The organism is Auraticoccus cholistanensis, assembly GCF_009742705.1.
GTDB lineage: Bacteria > Actinomycetota > Actinomycetes > Propionibacteriales > Propionibacteriaceae > Auraticoccus > Auraticoccus cholistanensis.
In genome coordinates, this window is sequence record NZ_WPCU01000007.1 from 86666 (window position 1) to 107571 (window position 20906).

Here is a 20906-nt window from a genome sequence, read left to right on the forward strand (position 1 = left end):
GACGTGGATGAAGCTCTCGGCCCGGGTGGACTACGCCCTGCGGGCGGCCTGCGAGCTCGCCGCCGCCGACGGCCCCCGCAACGTGGAGCAGCTCTCCACCGCCCAGCAGATCCCGGCCAAGTACCTGGAGAGCATCCTGGGCGAGCTGCGGCGCGGGCAGGTGCTGCGCAGCCAGCGCGGGCCGGTGGGCGGCTTCCGGCTGGCCCGCCCCGCCGAGCAGATCTCGATCGCCGACATCATCCGGGCCCTCGAGGGGGAGCTGGCCAACGTCCGCGGCAACCGTCCCGAGGAGCTGGAGTACACCGGTGCCGCCGCACCGCTGCAGCAGGTGTGGATCGCGCTGCGGGCCTCCGAGCGGGCGATCCTGGAGCTGGTCACCTTGCGTGACGTGGCGACCGGCGACATGCCCGAGCTGGTCCGCACGCTGGTGGCCAACCCCGCGGCCTGGGCGCGGCCCACCCGGGACCACCCCACGTCCGCAGGCTGAGACCGCGGACTTGCCCCCCGGCGCCGGGCGTCTACGCTCGTCCCGATTCCCTATCAAGTCGGTGGGGTAATAGGGGAAGTGAGAGACGCCCGTGCGCAAGCTCATCGTGCTCGCCCTGGTCGGGCTGCTGGCCCAGCTGGTCGACGGCAGCCTCGGCATGGGATACGGGGTGACCTCCTCGACCCTGCTGGTGGCGCTGGCGGGTCTCACCCCCGCCGCCGCCTCGGCCTCGGTGCACATCAGCGAGATCGTCACCAACGCCGCCTCGGGGGTGAGCCACTGGAGGCTGCGCAACGTCGACTGGGGCGTGGTCGCCCGGATCGCCGGGCCGGGGGCGCTGGGCGCCTTCCTCGGTGCGACAGTGCTGAGCTCGATCTCCACCGAGGCCGCCGAGCCGGTGATGTCGGGCATCCTGCTGGCCCTCGGCGTCTACATCATCGCCCGGTTCGTGGCCGGGGTGCGGCCGCGGATCCGCCGCCCGCTTGGGGTCCGCACGCTCGCCCCGCTCGGGCTGTTCGCCGGGTTCGTCGACGCCACCGGCGGCGGCGGCTGGGGCCCGGTCGGCACCCCGGCGCTGCTGGCCGACGGCCGGCTGCAGCCGCGCAAGGTGGTCGGCTCCATCGACACCGCCGAGCTCGCGGTCAGCGTCTCGGCCAGCGTCGGGTTCCTGGTGGGGCTGGGGGCCGCCGGGATCAACTGGGGCTTCGCCCTGGCCCTGATGGCCGGTGGGCTGGTCGCGGCCCCGCTGGCCGCCATGCTGGTCCGCCACCTGCCCGCGCACCTGCTGGGCGTCCTGGTGGGCGGCATCATCGTGCTGACCAACTCCCGCACGCTGATGCGCGCCGGCGAGGTGGGCGAGGGTGCGCGCTGGTCGGTGTACGCGCTGGTCGTGGTCGTCGTCGCGGTCGGGCTCACGCTGGCCGTCCGGCGGGCCCGCCGGCAGCGTGCCGCCGCGGCCGAGACCTCCGAGGTCGAGGGCGTCCCCGTCGGCTGAGCGGGGTAACGCGGCGGCATGACACCACCTACCAGCCGCCCCGTGGTCGGCATCGCCCTGTCAGGACGCATCCGCGAGGACTACCTCGGTGCGGCGGACCTGGAACGGCTGGGCCGGCTCGCCGAGGTGCGGGTGGAGGAGTTCGAGGTGCCGTCGGGGTGGGGGCCGGTCGAGGCCGACGAGGACTCCCGACGACGGCTGGCCGGGTTCGCCGCCGGCTGCGACCTGCTGGTGGTCTGCCACGGGTCCCCGCCGGTGGACGAGGACGTGCTGGCCGCCGCGCCGCGGCTGCGCTTCGTGGGGGAGCTGGAGGGGGACCGGTTCGCCGGGCGGATCGACGTCGAGGCCGCCCGCGAGCACGACGTGGTGGCGGTGGACACCACCCACTCCTCCTCGTGGCCGGTCGCGGAGTGGGCGCTCGCGCTGGCCCTGCTCGGGCTGCGCCAGCACGGCCTGTTCCGGCGCGTGATGGCCGACGAGGAGCTGCGCAAGGACCGCGACGAGGTGCCGCCGGTGCGCGAGCTCAGCGGGCGCCCGGTGGGGATGATCGGCTTCGGCCACATCGGCTGGCGGCTGCGCGAGCTGCTGCGCCCCTTCGGCGGTCCGGTGCTGGTGCACGACCCCTTCGCCCCCCGCGAGCTCGCCGACGCCCTCGACGTCGACTTCGCCCCGCTCGAGCGCGTGATGGGCTGCGACGTGGTGGTCTGCCTGGTGCCGGCCACCCCGAGCACGGAGGGGATGATCGGCGCCGACGAGCTGGAGCGGCTGCAGCCCGGCGCCGTCTTCGTCAACGTCTCCCGCGGTGCCGTCGTCGACACCGACGCGCTGGTGCGCCGGGCCGCGCGCGGCGACGCCTGGTTCGGCCTCGACGTCCACGACCCCGAGCCGGTCCCGGTCGGGGCGCCGCTGCGGCACCTGCCCAACGTGCTGCTCTCCCCGCACATCGCCGGGGTCACCGAGGAGGCGCGGCCCCGCTTCTTCACCGTCATGGTGGACGAGATCGAGCGGTTCCTGACCGGTCGCGAGCCCCGCGCCCAGCTCACCGACGCCGTGATGGCCGGCCGGGGGCGCCCGGGCTGAGCCGCCGGTCGAGGGGTCTCAGCGCTCCTCGAGGGTGCTGAGCAGCCGGGTCGGGGTGGCCAGCACGTCCACCCGGCGGTCCCAGGCCTGGACGGGCAGGGTGGGCATCACCTCGTCGTCGTTGAGCAGGGCGACCGTGACCGCACCGTCGCCCGCGTGCTCCAGCGCCCGGTCGTACCAGCCGCCGCCGGTGCCCAGCCGGTCACCCCGCGGGGTGGCGGCCAGCGCGGCCACCACCACCACCGAGGCCCGGGCCAGCGCCGCGGGGCCGAGCCCGTCGGCGTCCGGCTCGGGGATGCCGCGGGGCCCGCGACGCAGCCGGGACGGTCCCCGGTACAGGTCCCAGTCCGGTCCAGCGCGCCGGCTGCCGTCGGCCCGCCGCCCCAGCACCGGCAGCAGCACCCGGACGTCCTGGGCGGCCAGCCACGCCACCAGCCGGGTCGTGGAGGGCTCGCTGCCGGTGCTGAGGTAGCAGGCCACCGTCGTCCCGCCGTCGGGGTGGCCGAACAGCTCCTGCAGCCCACGGAGGCGGGCCAGGTCGTCGGCGGCCCGCTGCTCGGCCGGCCGGGCGTCGCGGCGGCGGCGGACGGCGTCGCGCAGGACGTCCTTGGCGCCCGCCAGGGCGCGGTCGTCCGACTGGCTGGGAGGCATGAGCCCTAGGCTAAGGGCCATGGCACTGTTCGGCCGGAGGAAGAAGAAGGACGAGGCGCCCGTCGAGGAGCCGCCGGCACCCACGCTGCCGCCCGCCCCGCCGGTCGACGCCGCGGGCCTGCGCTCGATGGAGGACCACCGCGCCTACCTGCTCGAGCAGGTCGAGCAGCTGCCCGCCTTCGGCCAGCTCCTGCTCGACGCCCTCGACCTGAGCATCTGCGAGGACATCGAGTCCGACGTCGACCTGCCCGGTTTCGACAACGCCGCCATGGACGGCTACGCCGTGCACGCCGAGGACACCGCCGGCGCAGCCGAGGACAGCCCCACCACCCTCGCGGTGGTGGGCGAGATCGCCGCCGGGGACTGGAGCGAGGAGCCGCTGCCCCCGGGCACGGCGGTGAAGATCATGACCGGCGCCCCGGTGCCGCCGGGGGCCGACGCGGTCGTCCCCTACGAGCAGACCGACCGCGGCAGCGAGGACGTGGTGATCACGGCCGCCGTCCGACCCGGCCAGCACATCCGCCGCCGCGGCGAGGACGTCTCCGAGGGCGACCTGATGATGCGCACCGGCGAGCGGATCGGTCCCCGTCACATCGGCCTGCTGGCCGCGATCGGCGTGGACAAGGTGATGGTGCGGCCCCGGCCGCGGGTGGTGGTGCTGGCCACCGGCTCCGAGCTGGCCGAGCCCGGCCTGCCGCTGCGCAACCCCGCCCAGCTCTACGACTCCAACTCCTACCTGCTGGCCGCCGCCGCCCGGGCCGAGGGCGCCCAGGTGTTCCGGGTCGGCTCGGTGGGCGACGACGCCGAGGCGATCAGGCAGACCATCTCCGACCAGCTGGTGCGCGCCGACCTGATCATCACCACCGGCGGGGTGAGCCAGGGCGACTACGACCTGGTGAAGTCGGTGATGCCCGAGCTGGGCCTCACCGACTTCTGCCAGGTGGCGATGCAGCCGGGCAAGCCGCAGGGCTTCGGGCTGATCGGGGAGGACCGGGTCCCGATGATCATGCTGCCGGGCAACCCCGTCAGCGCCTACGTCTCCTTCGAGGCCTTCGTCCGCCCGGTGATCCGCAAGCTGATGGGTCTGGAGCCGCTGTTCCGCCCACCGGTCCGCGCCATCGCCACCCACCTCATCCGCTCCACCCCCGGGCGCAAGCAGTTCGCCCGCGGGCTGGTCACCACCGACCCGGGCGGACGCCGCAGCGTCACCGCGGTCGGCGGCCACGGGTCGCACCTGGTGAGCAACATGGCCCGGTCCAACGCCCTGATCGTGCTCGACCCCGACGTGGACGTCGTCCCCGCCGGGTCGCCGGTCGAGGTCTGGCTGCTCGACGAGCCCAGCTGAGCGGAGGACCACGATGAGCGAGCAGACGTCCTTCCCGCACCTGGACGGCCGCGGCCGGGCCCTGATGGTGGACGTGTCCGACAAGGACGTCACCACCCGGACGGCCACCGCCGCCGGCACGGTGCTGCTGAGCCCCGCGTGCGTGGCCGCGCTCCGCGACGACGCCGTGCCCAAGGGCGACGCGCTGGCGGTCGCGCGGATCGCCGGCATCCAGGGCGCGAAGCGGACCCCGGAGCTGGTGCCGCTGTGCCACCCGCTGCCGATCAGCGGGGTCAGCGTCGAGCTCGAGGTCGCCGACCACGGCGTGGACATCGAGGCCACCGTGCGCACCACCGGCCGCACGGGCGTGGAGATGGAGGCGCTGACCGCCGTCAGCGTGGCGGCCCTGGCCCTGGTGGACATGGTCAAGGCCGTCGACCGCGAGGCCCGGGTGACCGACATCCGGGTGCTGGCCAAGGCCGGGGGCCGCAGCGGGGACTGGACCCGTGCCGGGTCCTGAGACGAGCGCGGTCCCGGCCGGTGCGCGGGCCGCGGTGCTGACCGTCTCCACCCGGGCCGCCGCCGGCCGCTACGAGGACCGCACCGGCCCGGTGCTGGTCGACGCCCTGCGGGGCTGGGGGTTCGAGGTCGCCGACCCCGTGGTGGTGCCCGACGGCGAGGCCGTGGGCCGTGAGCTGGTCCGCTGCCTGGCCGAGGAGCCGGACGTCGTGCTCACCACCGGGGGCACCGGGCTGAGCCCGTCGGACCGCACCCCGGAGCAGACCGCGCCGCTGCTCGAGCGCGAGCTGCCGCACCTGGCCGCCGAGATCGCCCGGCGGGGGGTCGAGAACGGCGTGCCCACCGCCGTGCTGAGCCGCGGGCTGGCCGGCGTGGCCGGACGGACGCTGGTGGTCAACCTGGCCGGGTCCCGCGGTGCGGTCGCCGACGCCCTGGCGGTGCTCGCGCCCGTGCTGGGGCACGCCGTGGCGCAGCTGCGCGGCGGCGGAGGCCACGGGTGAGCGCGCGATGAGGGAGCTGCGCTGGCCGGTCTCGGTGACCCACGCCCTGCCCGACGGCTCCCAGCTCAGCCTGCAGCCGATCCGCCGTCGCGACCGCGGCGCGTGGACCGAGGTCCGCAGCCGCAACAGCGACTGGCTGCGGCCCTGGGAGGCCACCCTGCCCCCGAACTCGCCGCCGGGGCCGGCCAGCTACGCCGCGCTGGTGCGCCTGCTGACCAGCCAGGCGCGCAGCGGCCGGGCCCTGCCCTGGCTGATCCACCTCTCCGAGGGGCCCGAGCAGGACTTCCGGATGGTGGGCCAGCTCACCGTCTCCGGCATCGTCGGCGGGTCCGCGGCGTGGGGCCAGATCGGCTACTGGGTCGACCAGCGCGTCGCCGGCCGCGGGATCGTCCCCACCGCGGTCGCGATGGCGGTCGACCACTGCTTCGCCACCATCGGGATGCACCGGATCGAGATCGCGATCCGGCCCGAGAACGCGGCCAGCCTGCGGGTGGTGGCCAAGCTCGGCTTCCGGCCCGAGGGGCTGCGTCCGCGCTACCTGCACATCGACGGCGACTGGCGCGACCACCTGGTCTTCGCCCTCAACTCCGAGGAGGTCGGCGAGGGCCTGCTGCGCCGCTGGGAGCGGCTGCGCACCTGATCCGCACCCTTGTACCCGGTGGCCGGCCGACACTCCGACGCAGGTCGGGGACCGGACCGGGTCCGGCTCCTATGCTCGCAGGCGTGGGTACCGGACTGATCTTCGCAGCCATCGTCGTCGCCTGGCTCGCCTACCTGGTGCCCCTCTACCTGCGCCGTCAGCAGGTCGACGAGGCCGACTCCGACCCGCGCGAGAGCTTCCCGACCAGCGCCCGGATCATCGCCACCGGGGCCGCGCCGCTGCTGGACCAGGACGGGGCCGCCATCGGCGACGTCGAGGTGTCGACGCCGATGACCCGCCGGTCGGCGATCCGGCGGATCCGGCAGGCCGAGCGTGAGGCCGCGGCCCGGCGACGTCGCGTGCTGCTGGTGCTGCTGACCGCGGTGGCCGTCTGCCTCGGGCTGGCCACCGCCGGCCTGGTGCCCTGGTGGAGCCTCGCGGTCCCCGGAGGGCTGGTGGTGCTGTTCCTCGGCGTCGCCCGCTTCACCGTCGCCGCGATGATCCGCAGCCACGACGAGCAGGTGGCCGCGATCCGGCAGGGCTCCGACGACGAGGCGACCGTGGTGATCCGGGTCGCCAGGTCGCGCGGCGAGCAGGAGGCGTCCCCGGCGACCCGTCCCGTCGCCGGGCTCTGGGACCCCATCCCGGTGACCACGCCGACCTACGTGTCGAAGCCGCTGGCCCCCCGGACCGTCCGCACCATCGACCTGTCCGCCCCGGACGTGACCTCCTCGGGCCGGCGCGACGAGCCCGTGCTGGCCGAGACGGCGCCGGTCGTCGTCGACGCCCCTGCCGAGCGTCCCCGCGCGGTCGGGGAGTAGCTCCGCCCCCAGGTCACTCCGGCGGCAGGATCTGCCCGACCGGCTCGCGCTTCTCGGCCTGGAAGCGGTCCTCGGTGCGGCCGTAGGCCCAGTAGCCCGACAGGCTCACGCTGGAACGGGGCAGCCCGCGCTCGGCGAAGAAGACGTCCCGCAGCTGCTTCATGGCCTCCCGCTCGCCGTGGGCGAAGACGTCGACCTCACCGCTCTCGGGCCAGTCCAGGGCGCGCACCGCGGCCGGCAGCAGGCTGGTCGCGCCGGGCTCGGCGCCCAGGCGGTGCAGCCAGGTGATGCGCACGCCCGGCGGTGGCGTCGGGGCCACCTCGTCGGCGGGGGTGTCCACCTCGACCACCACCTCGCCGCGGGCGTGGGCGGGCAGCACCTCGATGGCGGAGCTGATCGCGGGCAGCGCCGTGTCGTCACCCACCAGCAGGTACCAGGAGGCGTCGGCCGCCGGGGACCAGGCGCCGCCGGCGCCGGACATGCTGAGGGTGTCGCCGGGTCGGGCCCGCAGCGCCCAGGGAGCCGCCACCCCGCTGTCGCCGTGGGTGATGAAGTCCAGGGTCAGCGTCTGCGCGGCGGTGTCCCAGGAGCGCACGGTGTAGGTGCGCCGGATCGGCGGGGCGCCGTCGGCGGGGGTGAAGAGCAGCTTGACGTAGCGGTCCCGGTAGTTGTTGTGGCGCAGCAGGGAGATCTCCTCCCCGCCCAGCACCACCCGCACCAGGTGGGGTGCCAGCCGCTCGGTGGAGCGGACCGTCAACGTGGCGACCGGGCGCTGGGGGCGTGCGGGAGGGGCGTCGCTCATGGTTCCCGACTGTACACAGCCAGGTGAGGCAAGCCTTACCCGTGAGACTCACGGGTCAGCCGGCGGCGGCCGCCCTCCGGACGACCTCGGCGAGCGGGGTGGCGGGGTGGCCCGTGAGCCGCGGCACGTCCTCGGTGACCCCGGCCAGCTCGCCCGCGGCGATCGCGGTGTAGGTGGAGACCCAGGCCTCGACCTGCCACGGCGGGGCCTGGTACCGGGCGCGGGAGGCGACCGCCTCCGCCACGGTCTCGTCGTGGTAGCGGACCGGGCGGCCCAGCACGCTGGTGAGCACCGCCGCCACCTCGGCCAGGGTGAGGGACTCCGGGCCGGTGAGGCTGTAGGTGGCGCCGTCGGAGGGCAGCGGGTCCAGCAGCACGGCGGTGGCGGCGTCGGCGACGTCGTCCTGGGCCACCGGCGCCACCCGCCCGTCGCCGGCGGGGCCGCGGATGACGTCGTCGTCGCCGAGCAGGGCGGGGACGAAGTCGGCGTAGAGGTTGTCGCGCAGGAAGGTGTGCCGCAGCCCGGTGGCCGCGATGTGGCGCTCGGTGATGAAGTGGTCGCGCGCCAGGGTGAACGTGGCGTCGGGCGCCGCGCCGTAGAAGGAGACGTAGACGAGGTGCTGCACCCCGGCCGCCACCGCGGCGTCCACGAACTCGGTGTGCTGGTGCACCCGGTCCGGGCTCTCCGACGCCGAGACCATCAGCACCGTGGGGACGTCGGCCAGGGCCCGGCGGACAGCCGTCGGCTCGTCGTAGGCCGCCCGCACCACCGACGCCCCCCGCAGCTCCGGCGCCCGTGAGGGGTCGCGGACCACGAGACGCTGGCTCACCCCGTTCGCCGCCAGCCGGCGGGCCACCCGCCCGCCCAGCCGCCCGGTGGCGCCGGTGACCGCGACAGCAGGGACGGCACTGGTCATGGACGGTCCTCACGTCGGCCGGGCGGACGGCGCCGTCCGGCGCCGCCACTCCCAGTGTCGCCCGGCAGCTGCGCCAGATCCATCCCCGAGCCGGGTCTCCCGCCGGCGGGCGGGTAGGGGAGGAGGAGAGCGGCGAGCAGGAGGAGGGTCGAGATGACGGCGGTGGCAGCCAGCGACACCTGGCGGGATCCCGACGGGGTGCGCCGGCCCGCCGGCAGCGTGCATGCCTGGCAGCCGGGGACCAACCAGACGCTGTGCGGGCTGGCGCTCAGCCGGTCGCGGCTGCAGCGCTTCGCGGGCACGGACTGGAAGGACGTGCAGCCGGCCACCGGCGGGCACGCCGACGCGGTGCAGGAGGTGTGCCGGCGCTGCGCCGCGGCCACCGGCACCCGTCGCGGCGAGAAGCGCTGGCAGCGCACCAACCCACGGCCCTGACCCCGCGGGTCGGGACCCTCAGGCGGGTGCCGGTGGGGGCCAGGCCGCCACCGCCCGCTGCAGGACCTCGCGTCCGCTCGCGGTCACCTCGCAGTGGGGAGGCCGGACCGGGCCGGCCTCGACCCCGTGCATCCGCAGCAGCTCCTTCAGCACGGCCACGTTGTACTTGCCCCGCCCGGTCGAGCGCAGCGCCTCCACCGGGGCCAGCAGACCCACCTGGCGCTCGAGCGCCTCGCGGTCGCCCGCCCGCAGCGCCGCGTGCACGGCGAGGGCGAGGTCGGGGCGGACGTCGGCCACCCCGGAGGTGAACCCGGTCAGCCCGAGCGCCAGGAACTGCGGTGCCCGGCTCTCGGCGGCCCCGTTGACCCAGGTGCAGCCGGCGGCCGCACCGCCCTCGAGGAGGACCGACAGCGTCCCCAGGTCGGCGCGGGCGAACTTGACCCCCACGACCGCCTCGGCCGCGACGACCCTCCGCAGCCCGTCGACGTCGAGGCGGTCGGAGCGGACGTAGAGCACCAGCGGCAGCGCCGAGTGCCGGCTGATCTCGGCGTAGTAGCGGACGAACCCCTCGCTGTCGCCGAACGGGTCCGCGGGCTCGTGCACCATCGCGGCGGAGTAGCCCAGCGAGGCGGCGGTCTCGATCTCGGCCAGCACCGAGGCCGCGGCGCCGGAGACGCCCGCCAGCAGCACGGCGCTCGCGCTGGCCCTGGCCACGGCGCTGAGGTGGGCCGTGCGCTCGGCCGGGGTCAGCTGGAAGACCTCGGCGGTGTTGCCCAACGACGTCAGCACGTGGACCCCGGCTTGCTCGGTGCGGGCGGCGAGGTCCTCGAGCGTGCCCTCGTCCAGCCGGTCCTGCCGGTACGGGGTCACCAGCACCGCCGTGACGCCCGTCAGGGCGGTCCGTACGTCGACTCCTGCTGCTGCCACCTCGCACCCTCCTCGTGGGACCCGGCCCTGCTGCGGCGGTCAGGCCATCCGGTCCAGCTCGGCCTCCCGCACCTGACGCTGCAGCGGGCGGCCCGCGACCACGCGGGCCAGCTCGTCCAGCGCCCCGTCGGTCATCCGCCGGGTCTCCTCGTCCAGCGACCCGGCGATGTGGGGGGTGATGACCACGTTCGGCAGGTCGTACAGCGGTGAGTCCGACGGCAGCGGCTCGGGGTCGGTGACGTCGAGCACGGCGTGCAGCCGACCCCGCACGCACTCCTGCTCCAGCGCCGCGGTGTCGACGAGCGAGCCGCGGGCGGTGTTGATCAGGCAGGCGTGGTCGGGCAGGGCGGCCAGCTGGGCGGCGCCGATCATCCGGTACGTGGCCGGCAGCTGCGGGGCGTGGATGGACAGCACGTCGAGCCGGGGGAGCATCTCCTCCAGGGTGACCAGCCGGGCGCCGACCGCCGCCACCTCCGCCGGGTCGGCGAAGGGGTCGCTGACCAGGCAGGTGACGTCCGGCAGCCGCTCCACCAGCATCCGCGCGACCCGGCGCCCGATCCGGGAGAAGCCCACCAGACCGACGGTGAGCCCGGTGGTGCTGCGGGTGCCGCGCCGCTCCCGGTAGGACCAGTCCTCACGGTGACGACGGGCGTCGGCGGCCAGGAAGGGTGCCTTCTTGGCCGCCATCACGACGGCGGCGCAGGTGAACTCGGCGACCGGTTCGGCGTTGATGTCGGCGCTGCTGGACACCGCGATCCCGCGCCGCCACAGCTCGGGGCTGACCACCGGGCGCACGCTGCCCGCGCAGTGCAGCACGGTGTGCAGGCGGGGGAGCCGCGCCAGCCTCCCGGCGTCCAGCCGGGGCGTCCCCCACCCGGTCAGCAGCACCTCCACCCGGGCCAGCCGCTCGCCCAGCCCGGCCCCGTCCAGGTCGGGCACCCGCAGCGGGGCGTCCTCGACGCTGAGGCTGCGCAGCCGCTCGATCCGCGGCTGGTCGAACTGCAGCTCCCAGACGCGGTCGTCCAGGGCGACCAGCGTGTTGGGCGTGGTGGCGCGCCCGACGGCCGGCGGGTCCGCCGGCTGGGTGTCGTAGGTGGTCACGCCTGGTCTCCGTTCGTCGGGGCGGGCTCGGGGCGGTGGATGCCTCTGGGACGGTAGCCCAGGGCCGGGGCCACGCCCGCGAGGTCGGCCAGCAGCCAGACCAGCGCCAGCCACATCTCGGTGCCCTGGAGCCCCGGCCGGGTGGGCTCCAGCGAGCGGGTGCTCGGGTGCGGCGCCTGGAAGCCGAAGCCCTGGCCGTCGGTCCAGTGCCCGAGCGCGTCGCGCAGCAGCCGCCGGGCGACGTCGCGGACCTCCTCGGCGCGGTAGCCGGTGGAGCGGGTCAGCCACAGCGGGTGGGCCACGTCGAGGACGTTGCAGGCGTTCTGCCGTCCGGGGGCGAACAGCTGCGGGTCGCGGACGTGCTGCAGCACCGTGTCGACCACCCGTTCCGGGCGGGGGAGGGGCACGCCGAACTGGGCGTAGGTGCCCCGGGTGGTGCGGTAGAACCCGTTGACCACCTGCAGCAGGGAGCCGTCGGGGTCGCGTCCTCCCCACATGCCGGTGGCGGGGTCGGCGTTGAGCCCCAGCCAGCCGAACACCGCCTCGACCGCTCCCGGGCGTCCGGGGACGCCGGCGCGCTGGTTCCAGTGCAGGGCGGTGCCCAGGGTGTCCACGTAGTTGCCGGCGGTCCAGGCGCGGTGCTGCCACGGCTGCCGCCGCAGGTAGGCCACCACGTCGGAGGCCTCCATGTCGGCCACCACCGCGACCGGGTGGGGGAAGCCGCTGCCGAGCAGCTCCAGGGCGTAGCCGACGCAGAGCACGTGGTAGCTGACGTCGCCGTCCTCCAGCTGCGTGCCGGCGGGGCGCCGTGGGCTGCCGGAGTCGTCGAGCTGGCCGACCAGGCCGGTGCGGGCGTCCTGCCAGGACCGCAGCCGCTCCCGCTGCTCCTCGCCGTCGAGCTGCGGCGGGGGGCCGCCGAGGAGCAGCGCGGCGACCTCGACGGCGTCGCACTGGGCCCGCACGGTCGGCGGTGCTCCCGGCCGGTCGGCGAACAGCCCCCGTGCGGGGTCGTAGCAGCGGTCGAGGACCTCGCCGGCCTGCTCCCGGGCGCGCCGGGAGAGGTCGGCCACCGCCGCCGCCAGGTCGCCCGTGCCGTTCTCGCCCGTGCCGCTCCCGGTGGAGGCGGTCGAGGCGGGGGCGGGGGCGGCGTCGGGCACCCGCCAGCGGAGCACCCGGGCGGGGTTGCCGCCGACGACGGCCCCGGCGGGCACGTCCTTGGTGACGACGGCGCCGGCGGCGAGCACCGAGCGGCTGCCGACGGTGACACCGTCGAGCACCACCACGTGGGAGCCGATCCACACGTCGTCGCCCACGGTGATGCCCTTGGGGGTCACGGGCTGGCGGAACACCTCCACGTCGGGGTCGGTCATGGTGTGGTTGAAGGCCAGCAGCGACGTGTGGGCGCCGATGCGCACCGCGTCGCCCAGCCTCACCTCGCCCCGCACCACCGTGTAGGGGTTGAGGGTGCAGTTCCGCCCCGTCCGCAGCGACCCGCTGAGGTAGGCACCCGCCGCCACGTAGCTGCTCGGCCCCAGCTCCAGCACCTCGTTCTGCACCGAGGCCAGCCGCGAGACGAAGCAGCGCGGCCCGAAGCGGTACCCGGGTGGTCCTGCGGTCAGCTGTCGCTGCAGGGCCTCCTGGTCGGCACGGGCCTCCTCGTCGGCGGAGGACCAGAAGGACCAGGGCGAGAAGTCGAAGGCCTGGCGCCGGAACGGCTCCCGCGCGTCGTCCGCGCTCCCGCCGGGGTTCACCGCCGGCCCCCCTCGTCGTCGCCGCAGAAGAGCCAGTCCAGGTCGTCCGGGCCGTCCCCGTGGGTGTCGCGCCCGCTGAACCGCTGGTCGGCGCGGACCGCTCCCAGCACCACGTACGCGCCACGGCCCAGGGCGAGGGTGTGGCGGCCGGCCCCGAGGCGGTGGGCGTGCACGTCCACGGAGGGCAGGCCCTCGGCCTCGACGGCGTGACGCAGCACCGGTTCCAGGCCGCCACGGGCGTCGGCGTGGGTGTCGACCTCGAGGTCGGGCACCTGCAGCCACTGCGGGGACGGGTCGCGGAAGTAGCCGACCAGCAGGTGCCCCGGCTCGGCCAGCTCCACCTCGAGCAGCACCTGCTGGGCGGCGGCCCCGGCGTGGCTGATCCGGTGGGCGGTGGAGCCCTCCAGCTCGGGGGCCAGGCGGGTGACGACGTGCGGCAGGTCGCGCAGCAGGCGCTCGCCCGGGGTGAGCACGAACTCCTCGGCGGGCTCGCCCAGGACCCGGTAGGGCACCCAGCGGAACGGCTGCTCCTCCTCCGCTGCGGCGGGACGACGGCCCGAGCCGGTGAGCCGGGCCACGTTGCGTCGCAGGTGGGTCAGCTCCTCCTCGTAGCGGGGCAGGCACTGCGTCCAGTGGCCGTACTCGTGCCCGTCGCGGAAGGGGACCTTGCGCTGCGGGGTGCGCATGCTGTTGGCGTGGGAGTAGGTCCGGGCGGTGAGCTCGGCCAGCTCGCGGTAGCGCTCGACGCTCTCGGCGACGAGTTCCACCGCCCGCCGCAGCCGCGCCGGCCCGTCGCCGGCCGCCGGGGCCTCCCGGTAGGACAGGACCTCGACGGCGGCGAGGATCCGCAGCGCGTAGAACTCCGCGACGTGCGCCAGCGCGACGGCGTCCGTGCGGAGGCGCTCGTACTCGTCGCGGTGGCGGTGCACGGAGCCGCTGCCCCGCTCCACGGCGCTCACCGCGAGGCGCGAGAAGTGGCGCACCTCGTCCACCACGTCCAGCGGCGTCTCGCCGACGTGCCCGGCGCCCGCCAGCTCCCGGCGGACGTAGCTGTCGAGGCGTTCCCCGAACGGGGCGTGGGAGTTCCACAGGTCCGGCCACGGACGGTGCCGGTGCGGGTTGACCAGCTGGCTCATCGTCATCCCGAGGCTCAGGGTCTGCCGGTTGCCCTCGGTGATGCCGACGCGGCGGACCAGCCGGGGTGCCACCTGGCCCATGGCCTCGTAGGCCGCCAGCGCCGACCGCCCGGCCGGCTCGCTGCCGAACCGCTCCGCGAGCACCCGCGTCCAGTGGCTCTCCTCGGCGTCGGGGTCGCGGTCGGCCTTCCAGGCGTAGCGCAGCCACGCCGCGTACCAGAGCCAGTCGCGGTCGAGCTGGCGCAGCCGGGGCTCGGCCCGGTCCGGCGACCAGGGCCAGTCCCAGTAGAAGAGCGGGTACAGGTGGAGGCCCTGCACGTGGAGCCGGTGCTTCATGGCCTGGACGCTGCGGCGGATGAAGCTGACGGCCCCGTAGCGGAAGGGCTCGAGGTTGGCGAGGATGTGGACGTTGGCGATGTGGGTGCTGCCCAGCGAGGCCAGGTACTGGTGCTGGCGCTGCCAGTCGCCGCGCGGGTTCCAGGTGGTGAGCGACTCGCCGTTGTACTTGGCCTCGGTGTACAGCCGGGGGTGCAGCGCGCGGGCGGCGTCGACGATCGGCTGCGGGTCGATGGCGTGGCCGCGCAGGATCAGCGGCGGCCAGTCCGTCCCGCCGGCGGCCCGCACCCCCTCCCGCACCGCGGGCAGGATCGTCTCGAGGAACCACTCCTGGCCGTGCAGGTCGCCCTGCAGGGCCTCGCCGAGGCACACGTAGAGCCCGACGTCGGGGTACTCGGTGACGAAGGCGGCGACGGCGGCCCGGGTGTAGGCGGCCGTCAACGGGGTCGGCCGGGGCTGGTGCAGCGGGATCTGGTGGTGCTCGGCGAAGGGCAGCGGGATGTGGATGTTGTAGAAGTGCAGCACCACCCAGATGCCGCGCCGTGCCGCCTCCTCGGTCAGCCAGCTGAGGGTCTCGCGGTTGAGCCGCAGCTCCTCGTCGGTGACCTCCTGCGCCTCCGGGTAGCCGGCGAGCCGGACGAAGGAGGAGAACGGGTGCCCGCTCCACAGGTAGACCACGTTGGCCCGCTGCTCGAAGAGCTCGTCGAGGACGTCGGTCCACAGCGCCCGGTCGTAGAACCAGGGGAACCGGTCCGGGGTGACGGGGTACTCGTAGGTCTGGCGCCGGGGCTCCACCGTCGTCTTCTGCAGCCCGACGGCCGGGCCGCGCAGCACCAGGTCGGGGGTCTCGCCGTGGTCGAGGTCCCGCGGCACGCCGCCGGTGCGGCGGACCAGCCGCGCGAGCTCCTGGCAGCCGTACAGCACGCCGACCTCGTCGCCGCCGGTGACCACGCACACCCCGCCGGGCAGCATCGCCAGGTAGAAGCCGTTCGGTCCCGGCGCGCCGGTGGTGTACAGCAGCACCTCCTGGCGCTCGAGCTCCTGCACGGCCGCCTCGGAGCGGACGCCGACGAGCAGCCGGAACCCGCCGGCGGCCGGCAGCTCCGCGCCCGGCGGGTGCACCGTCGCCCCGGTGTCGCCGAGGGCGGCCGTCACCAGGGCCAGGCCGTGGTCGAGGCGGGGGGTCGTGGTGCCACCGGCGACCGTGACCACCCAGGTGGGGGGAGCAGCGAGCAGGGTGGGGCTCATCGGTCAGGGGCTTCCTTCGGGGGTGGGCCGGGGCAGTCCGTTCTGCGAGGATGAGTGAAACGGACCGGATCTCACATGGCAACCAGTCCGAACACGTTCGCACAAGGAGCCGCGATGAGCAGCGACCGTCGGGGCGCCGGGCTGGCGCAGCAGCGCCAGGAGCGCCTGCTGCAGCTGCTGCGGGCGCACGGCTCGGTCCTGGTCAGCGCCGCCGCGGTCGAGCTCGGCGTCTCCGAGATGACCGTCCGGCGCGACATCGACGCGCTGGCGGCGCGGCGGCTGGCCGTCCGGGTGCACGGCGGCGCGGTGCTGCCCGGGGCCTCGCCGTCCGGGGCGGTGCCCTCGGACGGACCGGTGCGGGTGCGCTGGACCGTCGGCATGGTCGTCCCGCAGCTGGACTACTACTTCCCCAGCGTGATCGCCGGTGCCCGGACGGCCGCGGTGGAGGCCGGTGTGCGGCTGCTGCTGCGGACCTCCTCCTACGACATCCGCGACGACAAGCAGCAGATCCGCAGCCTGGCCCAGACGCCGGGGCTGGACGGCATGATCCTGGCCCCCGACGTCGACAGCCCGGAGTCGCCGGCGCTGGTGCACTGGCTGGACCGGCAGCCGCTCCCGGTCGTGCTGGCGGAGCGGCGACCGCCCGACGGGCTGCCGGTGAGCCGGCTGGAGTGGGTCGGGTCCGACCACGCCGACGGGACGGCGACGGCCGTCCGCCACCTGCTGCAGCAGGGCCACCGCCGGCTCGGCCTGCTCAGCGCCGAGCACAGCCCGACCAGCAAGCACCTGCGACGCGGCTGGGTGGAGGCGCTCACCGCGGCCGGTCTCGACCCCGCCGAGCAGCTGGTCGGGCACTCCGACGGCTTGGCCGGAGCCGGCCGGCGGGCGCTGGTGGAGCAGCTGCTGCAGCGGTGCCGGGCCCGGCAGGTCACCGCCCTGGTCGTCCACCCCGACCCCTGCGCGGTGGCCCTCGTGCAGCACTGCGTGGACACCGGGACGTCCGTGCCGGGGGACCTGGCGATCGTGGCCTACGACGACGAGTTCGCCGCGCTCAGCCAGCCGCCGCTGACGGCGGTGATGCCGCCGAAGGCCCACGTCGGCCGGGTCGCCGTCGAGCTGATGGTCGCCCGGCTCGCCGAGGGCGACCGGCGCCCGCCCCACCGCGTCACCGTGAGCCCGCGGCTCAACGTCCGCGAGTCCAGCCGCCGTCCCGCGGCCTGAGGGCCGAGGACCGGTACGGTGTGCCGGTGCCCGCCCCCCGACCCGCCCGACACCTGCCGCGGTGGGCGCGTGAGCCCGACCACGGGCTGAGCCAGACCTGGACGGAGGTGGACGGCCGCCCGGTCCGCTCGCTGAGCACCGGCACGGTCCGGGAGCTGCCCGAGGTGGTCCTGCTGCCGGGGCTCGGCGCCCCCTTCTACCTGCTGCCGTGGGTGCGGGAGCTCGCCCGCTGGACGCGGGTGACCGTCCTGGACCTGCCGGGCTTCACCGGTGGCCGGGCGGCGTCCTCGCCGTCGACGGTGGAGGGGGTGGCCGGGGTCGCGGCCCGCTGGCTGGAGGAGACCGGCCGGTCGGGCGTCGTCCTCGCCGGGCACTCCTCCGGGGCCCAGTCCGCCCTGCGGACCGCGGTGCTGGTCCCCGCACGGATCAGCGGGGTCGTGCTGGGCGGGCCGACGGTCGAGCCGCGGGCCCGGCGTCCGCTGCGGCTGCTCGTCCGCCTGGTGCGGACGCTGAGCGGGGAGGTGCTGCCCGAGCTGCGGGCGGTGGCCCCCTCCTACCTCGGCAGCGGCGGCCTCGCGCTGCTGCGGCTGATCTGGTCGACCCTGCGGGACCGTCCCGAGGACGTCGCCCCCCGCGTCGCCCACCCCGTGCTCGTGGTCACCGGTGAGGCGGACCGGCTGGCGTCCCCGGAGTGGTCGCAGCACCTGGCCGCGCTGGCCGGCGGGCGGTGCGTACCGGTCCCCGGGGCGCACAACGCCTGCTTCACCTTCCCGCGCGAGCTGGACGCCGTCGTGCACCGCACCGTGCAGGCGTGGCACGCCGAGCACCGCAGCGCCTGACGCCCGGCCGGCCGCCTCGCTCAGCGACGTGCCGGGTCGGCGGGCAGCCGCACGCTCACCCGGAGCCCGCCCCCGCTGCGCGGGCTGAGGGCGAGCGTGCCGTCGTGGGCCCGCGCGATGCTGGCGACGATGGCCAGGCCGAGCCCGACGCCGGCGTGGTCGTCGCGGACCCGCGCGGTGCCGCGCTGGAACGGCTCGACCAGCGTGGCGACCCGGTGCGGCGGGAGCGGCTCCCCGGTGTTCTCCACCGTGAGCTCCACGGTGGTGGGGGAGGCGCTGGTGGTCACCCGCACCGCCCCGTCGCCGGTGCGGTTGTGGACGATCCCGTTGTGCACGAGGTTGGTCACCAGCTGCAGCAGCAGCGGCGGGGAGCCGAGGGTCGGGGCGACGTCCCCGGACGTCTCGAGGGCGACCCCGCGCCGCTCGGCGAGCGGCAGCAGGGTCTCGGTGGCCTCCTCGGCGAGGAGGGAGAGGTCCACCTGCTCGCGCGGGAACGAGCGCTGGTCCGCCCGGCTGAGCAGCAGCAGCGCCTCGGTCATCTCGATGGCGCGGGCGTTGACGGCGTGCAGCACGTCGAGCAGGGCGGCGGTGTCGCGGTCGGGGTCCTTGCTGGCGACCTCCAGCAGGGTCTGCGTGATCGTCAGCGGGGTGCGGAGCTCGTGGGAGGCGTTGGCCGCGAACCGCTGCTGCTCGGCCACGTGGGCCTCGAGCCGGGCCAGCATGGCGTCGAAGGCGTCGGCGAGCTCGCGGAGCTCGTCGCGCCGGCCCGGCAGCCGGATCCGGTGCGACAGCGACCCGCTGCCGGCCTCGCGGGTGGCCTCGGTGATCCGGTTCAGCGGGGCCAGCATCCGGCCGGCGAGGAACCACCCGCCCACCAGACCGAGCACGAGCAGCAGGGCCAGCATGAGCCCGGCCTTGGGGGCGAACGCCTCCCACAGGTCGGAGCGGCCGGGGACGAAGAGACCGCCCGGACGCCGGCCGCCGTCGCCGGGGTCCAGGGGCACCACAACCGCCCGGTCGGGCACGTAGCGCAGCAGGAACACCCACACCACCGCGACCAGCCCGACCCCGGCGACCACCAGGAAGGCGGCGTAGCTGAGGGCCAGCTTCAGCCGGACGCTCGGCCCGGGCGGCCTATCCACCCGCCCGCCCTGCGCCGGTGTCGATCCGGTACCCCACGCCGGGCACTGTCGCGATCAGCCAGGGCTCGCCCAGCCGCTTGCGCAGCGCGGAGACCGTGATGCGGACGGCGTTGGTGAACGGGTCGGCGTTCTCGTCCCAGGCCCGCTCGAGCAGCTCCTCGGCGCTGACCACCCCGCCCTCCGCGCCGACGAGGACCTCCAGCACGGCGAACTGCTTGCGGGTGAGCGGCACGTAGCGACCGTCGCGGTGCACCTCCCGGCGGAACGGGTCCAGCCGCAGACCGGCGACCTCCCGCACCGGCGGGCGGTGGTGGGCGCGCCTGCGGTCCAGCGCCCGCAGCCGCAGCACCAGCTCGCGCAGCGCGAAGGGCTTGGTCAGGTAGTCGTCGGCCCCCAGCTCGAACCCGGACGCCTTGTCGTCGAGCCGGTCGGCGGCGGTCAGCATCAGGATCGGGATGCGGCTGCCGGACGCCACGATGTGGCGGGCGATCTCGTCACCGGAGGGTCCGGGGACGTCGCGGTCCAGCACGGCGATGTCGTAGTCGTGGACGGCCAGCAGCTCCAGCGCGGTGCCGCCGTCGCCGGCGGTGTCGGCCGCGATCGCCTCCAGCCGCAGCCCGTCGCGGATGGCCTGGGCCAGGTAGGGCTCGTCCTCGACGACCAGCACGCGCATGGTGCCGATGCTAGGAGCCCGGGCATATCGTCGGCATACCGAGAACCGCATACGGCCTCGCAACACGGGGCCGCGTGAACTGCCGGCATGAGCTCCTCCGCAGCAGCAGGCACCGTGTCGTCCCGGGCCCTCAGGGCCAGCCTCCTCGGTCTGGTGGCCGTCGTGCTGGCGGTCCTCGTCGCCGTCGTCCAGCTGTGGTCGGCGCCCTCCCTCGACGGCGGGCCGTGGGAGGACCACGGTGGTACGGGCGGCGCGGACGGCGCCGTCACGGCCGCGGACGGCGTCCTGCCCGACGGGGCGAGCGTCTTCGACGACCGCTACCCGGGCGTGGCCAACCTCGACCCGGACCTGCTGGCGGCGCTCCGGGAGGCGGCCGAGGACGCCGCCGACCGCGGCGTCGAGCTGGTGGTCAACAGCGGCTGGCGCTCCGCGGAGTACCAGGACCAGCTGCTGCGCGAGGCCGTCACCCGGTACGGCTCGGCGGAGGAGGCCGCCCGGTGGGTCGCCACCGCCGAGACCTCACCCCACGTGTCCGGCGACGCGGTCGACATCGGTCCCTGGCAGGCCACGGCGTGGCTCGCCCGGCGGGGGGCCGCCTACGGGCTGTGCCAGGTCTACGGCAACGAGCCCTGGCACTACGAGCTGCGCCCGGAGGCGGCCGGGCAGGGCTGCCCGGCCCTGTACGCCGACCCCACCCAGGACCCCCGGATGAGCTGACCGGCGAGGAGTTCCGGTGGCTGTACCTACTGGTAGGTGTTAGGGTGTGGCCATGGACTCCCGGGAGCTGCTGGTGGAGACGATGAGCGAGCTGCTGTGGGAGCGCGGCTACGCCGACACGAGCCCGCGCGCCGTCCGCGAACGGTCGGGGGTGGGGCAGGGGAGCCTGTACCACCACTTCCCGACCAAGCGGGACCTGGCGCTGGCCGCGCTCGAGCGCAACGTCGCGGCACTGCTGCCGGCGGTGTCCGACCTGGACGGCCCGGGGGACCCGATGGCCCGGATCGAGGCCTACCTGATGCGCCCGCGGGACGCCCTCAAGGGCTGCAAGGTCGGCCGGATGACCCAGGACCCGCAGGTCCGCGAGGACCCGGTGCTGCTCGCCCCGGTGGGTCGCGCGTTCGCCCAGGCGCACGTCAGCTGGGTGAAGGTGCTCCGCGAGGCGGTGGCGGCGGGGGAGCTGCGCGACGACCTCGACCCCGAGCGGCTGGCCCACACGCTGATGGCCGTGCTGCAGGGCGGCTACGTGCTCGCGATCGCCCAGCAGGACCCGGGCCCCTTCCAGGACGCCTGCACCGGCGCCCTCGACCTGCTCCGGGCGGCCGCGCCGGCCGTCCCGGACGACACCCACCACACCGAGGAGTGA

General features: G+C 75.5%; 22 protein-coding genes. 13 read left to right on the forward strand and 9 right to left on the reverse strand.

The genetic code is table 11. The features are described 5' to 3' along the window. The first annotated feature begins 7 nt into the window (after window positions 1–7). From GC722_RS11320 to GC722_RS11330, 3 genes are all read left to right on the forward strand, one after another. Window positions 8–487 carry an RrF2 family transcriptional regulator gene (locus GC722_RS11320; protein WP_156610191.1) on the forward strand — a complete coding sequence of 160 codons (480 nt, stop codon included), beginning with the start codon at window positions 8–10 and terminating at the stop codon, window positions 485–487. Between the two features lie 91 nt (window positions 488–578). Then, entirely contained in the window at window positions 579–1481 is a 903-nt protein-coding gene (locus GC722_RS11325; protein WP_331714714.1) for a sulfite exporter TauE/SafE family protein, read from the forward strand. An 18-nt stretch (window positions 1482–1499) separates the two neighbouring features. Next, window positions 1500–2561, forward strand: a complete 1062-nt coding sequence (locus GC722_RS11330; protein WP_156610193.1) for an NAD(P)-dependent oxidoreductase — start codon at window positions 1500–1502, stop codon at window positions 2559–2561. Window positions 2562–2579: 18 nt separating this feature from the next. Here the strand turns inward: GC722_RS11330 and GC722_RS11335 are convergent, their stop codons facing one another. Then, entirely contained in the window at window positions 2580–3212 is a 633-nt protein-coding gene (locus GC722_RS11335) for a 5-formyltetrahydrofolate cyclo-ligase (protein WP_197430032.1), read from the reverse strand. A 19-nt stretch (window positions 3213–3231) separates the two neighbouring features. On the opposite strand from GC722_RS11335, the gene glp reads away from it, so the two are divergent. The 5 genes from glp (at window position 3232) to sepX (ending at window position 7016) form a co-directional block, all read left to right on the forward strand. Beyond that, window positions 3232–4557: a molybdotransferase-like divisome protein Glp gene (gene glp, locus GC722_RS11340; RefSeq protein ID WP_156610197.1), complete on the forward strand. Its 1326-nt coding sequence runs from the start codon at window positions 3232–3234 to the stop codon at window positions 4555–4557. Window positions 4558–4570: 13 nt separating this feature from the next. Continuing rightward, window positions 4571–5056, forward strand: coding sequence for a cyclic pyranopterin monophosphate synthase MoaC (gene moaC / locus GC722_RS11345; RefSeq protein ID WP_156610199.1), 486 nt, complete (start codon window positions 4571–4573; stop codon window positions 5054–5056). After that, window positions 5043–5555 (forward strand): MogA/MoaB family molybdenum cofactor biosynthesis protein, encoded by a 513-nt coding sequence (locus GC722_RS11350; RefSeq protein ID WP_331714715.1) that lies wholly within the window; start codon window positions 5043–5045, stop codon window positions 5553–5555. The genes moaC and GC722_RS11350 overlap by 14 nt, the downstream gene beginning before the upstream one ends. Window positions 5556–5562: 7 nt before the next feature. After that, window positions 5563–6195, forward strand: coding sequence for a GNAT family N-acetyltransferase (locus GC722_RS11355; protein ID WP_156610201.1), 633 nt, complete (start codon window positions 5563–5565; stop codon window positions 6193–6195). 83 nt (window positions 6196–6278) lie between these two features. Further along, window positions 6279–7016, forward strand: a complete 738-nt coding sequence (gene sepX / locus GC722_RS11360; protein ID WP_156610204.1) for a divisome protein SepX/GlpR — start codon at window positions 6279–6281, stop codon at window positions 7014–7016. Between the two features lie 13 nt (window positions 7017–7029). Here sepX and GC722_RS11365 read toward each other — a convergent pair whose 3' ends face one another. Both GC722_RS11365 and GC722_RS11370 read right to left on the reverse strand, forming a co-directional pair. After that, window positions 7030–7818, reverse strand: coding sequence for a siderophore-interacting protein (locus GC722_RS11365; protein ID WP_156610206.1), 789 nt, complete (start codon window positions 7816–7818; stop codon window positions 7030–7032). A gap of 55 nt (window positions 7819–7873) precedes the next feature. Further along, window positions 7874–8734 (reverse strand): SDR family oxidoreductase, encoded by an 861-nt coding sequence (locus GC722_RS11370; protein ID WP_156610208.1) that lies wholly within the window; start codon window positions 8732–8734, stop codon window positions 7874–7876. 153 nt (window positions 8735–8887) lie between these two features. On the opposite strand from GC722_RS11370, the gene GC722_RS11375 reads away from it, so the two are divergent. Next, on the forward strand, window positions 8888–9169 hold the full coding sequence (locus GC722_RS11375; RefSeq protein WP_156610210.1) for a hypothetical protein: 282 nt from the start codon (window positions 8888–8890) through the stop codon (window positions 9167–9169). 18 nt (window positions 9170–9187) lie between these two features. Here the strand turns inward: GC722_RS11375 and GC722_RS11380 are convergent, their stop codons facing one another. Genes GC722_RS11380 through GC722_RS11395 form a run of 4 tightly spaced genes read right to left on the reverse strand, consistent with a single transcriptional unit; the run spans window position 9188 to window position 15668 of the window. Further along, on the reverse strand, window positions 9188–10096 hold the full coding sequence (locus GC722_RS11380; RefSeq protein WP_331714716.1) for a dihydrodipicolinate synthase family protein: 909 nt from the start codon (window positions 10094–10096) through the stop codon (window positions 9188–9190). A gap of 39 nt (window positions 10097–10135) precedes the next feature. Next, window positions 10136–11197, reverse strand: a complete 1062-nt coding sequence (locus GC722_RS11385; RefSeq protein WP_331714717.1) for a hydroxyacid dehydrogenase — start codon at window positions 11195–11197, stop codon at window positions 10136–10138. Further along, the gene (locus GC722_RS11390) at window positions 11194–12948 is read right to left on the reverse strand and encodes an acyltransferase (protein ID WP_331714718.1); all 1755 of its coding nucleotides are present in this window, start codon (window positions 12946–12948) and stop codon (window positions 11194–11196) included. The genes GC722_RS11385 and GC722_RS11390 overlap by 4 nt, the downstream gene beginning before the upstream one ends. Then, entirely contained in the window at window positions 12945–15668 is a 2724-nt protein-coding gene (locus GC722_RS11395) for a hypothetical protein (protein WP_231747762.1), read from the reverse strand. The genes GC722_RS11390 and GC722_RS11395 overlap by 4 nt, the downstream gene beginning before the upstream one ends. Window positions 15669–15782: 114 nt before the next feature. On the opposite strand from GC722_RS11395, the gene GC722_RS11400 reads away from it, so the two are divergent. After that, window positions 15783–16889, forward strand: coding sequence for a substrate-binding domain-containing protein (locus GC722_RS11400; protein ID WP_156610212.1), 1107 nt, complete (start codon window positions 15783–15785; stop codon window positions 16887–16889). Window positions 16890–16915: 26 nt separating this feature from the next. After that, window positions 16916–17728, forward strand: a complete 813-nt coding sequence (locus tag GC722_RS18420; protein ID WP_156610214.1) for an alpha/beta fold hydrolase — start codon at window positions 16916–16918, stop codon at window positions 17726–17728. Window positions 17729–17748: 20 nt separating this feature from the next. Here the strand turns inward: GC722_RS18420 and GC722_RS11410 are convergent, their stop codons facing one another. Both GC722_RS11410 and GC722_RS11415 read right to left on the reverse strand, forming a co-directional pair. After that, window positions 17749–18870, reverse strand: a complete 1122-nt coding sequence (locus tag GC722_RS11410) for a sensor histidine kinase (RefSeq protein WP_331714719.1) — start codon at window positions 18868–18870, stop codon at window positions 17749–17751. Then, window positions 18863–19543, reverse strand: a complete 681-nt coding sequence (locus GC722_RS11415; protein WP_156610216.1) for a response regulator transcription factor — start codon at window positions 19541–19543, stop codon at window positions 18863–18865. The genes GC722_RS11410 and GC722_RS11415 overlap by 8 nt, the downstream gene beginning before the upstream one ends. Before the next feature lie 87 nt (window positions 19544–19630). Between GC722_RS11415 and GC722_RS11420 the strand changes: the two genes are divergently transcribed. Beyond that, on the forward strand, window positions 19631–20260 hold the full coding sequence (locus tag GC722_RS11420) for a M15 family metallopeptidase (RefSeq protein ID WP_156610218.1): 630 nt from the start codon (window positions 19631–19633) through the stop codon (window positions 20258–20260). 52 nt (window positions 20261–20312) lie between these two features. Continuing rightward, the gene (locus GC722_RS11425) at window positions 20313–20906 is read left to right on the forward strand and encodes a TetR/AcrR family transcriptional regulator (RefSeq protein WP_156610220.1); all 594 of its coding nucleotides are present in this window, start codon (window positions 20313–20315) and stop codon (window positions 20904–20906) included.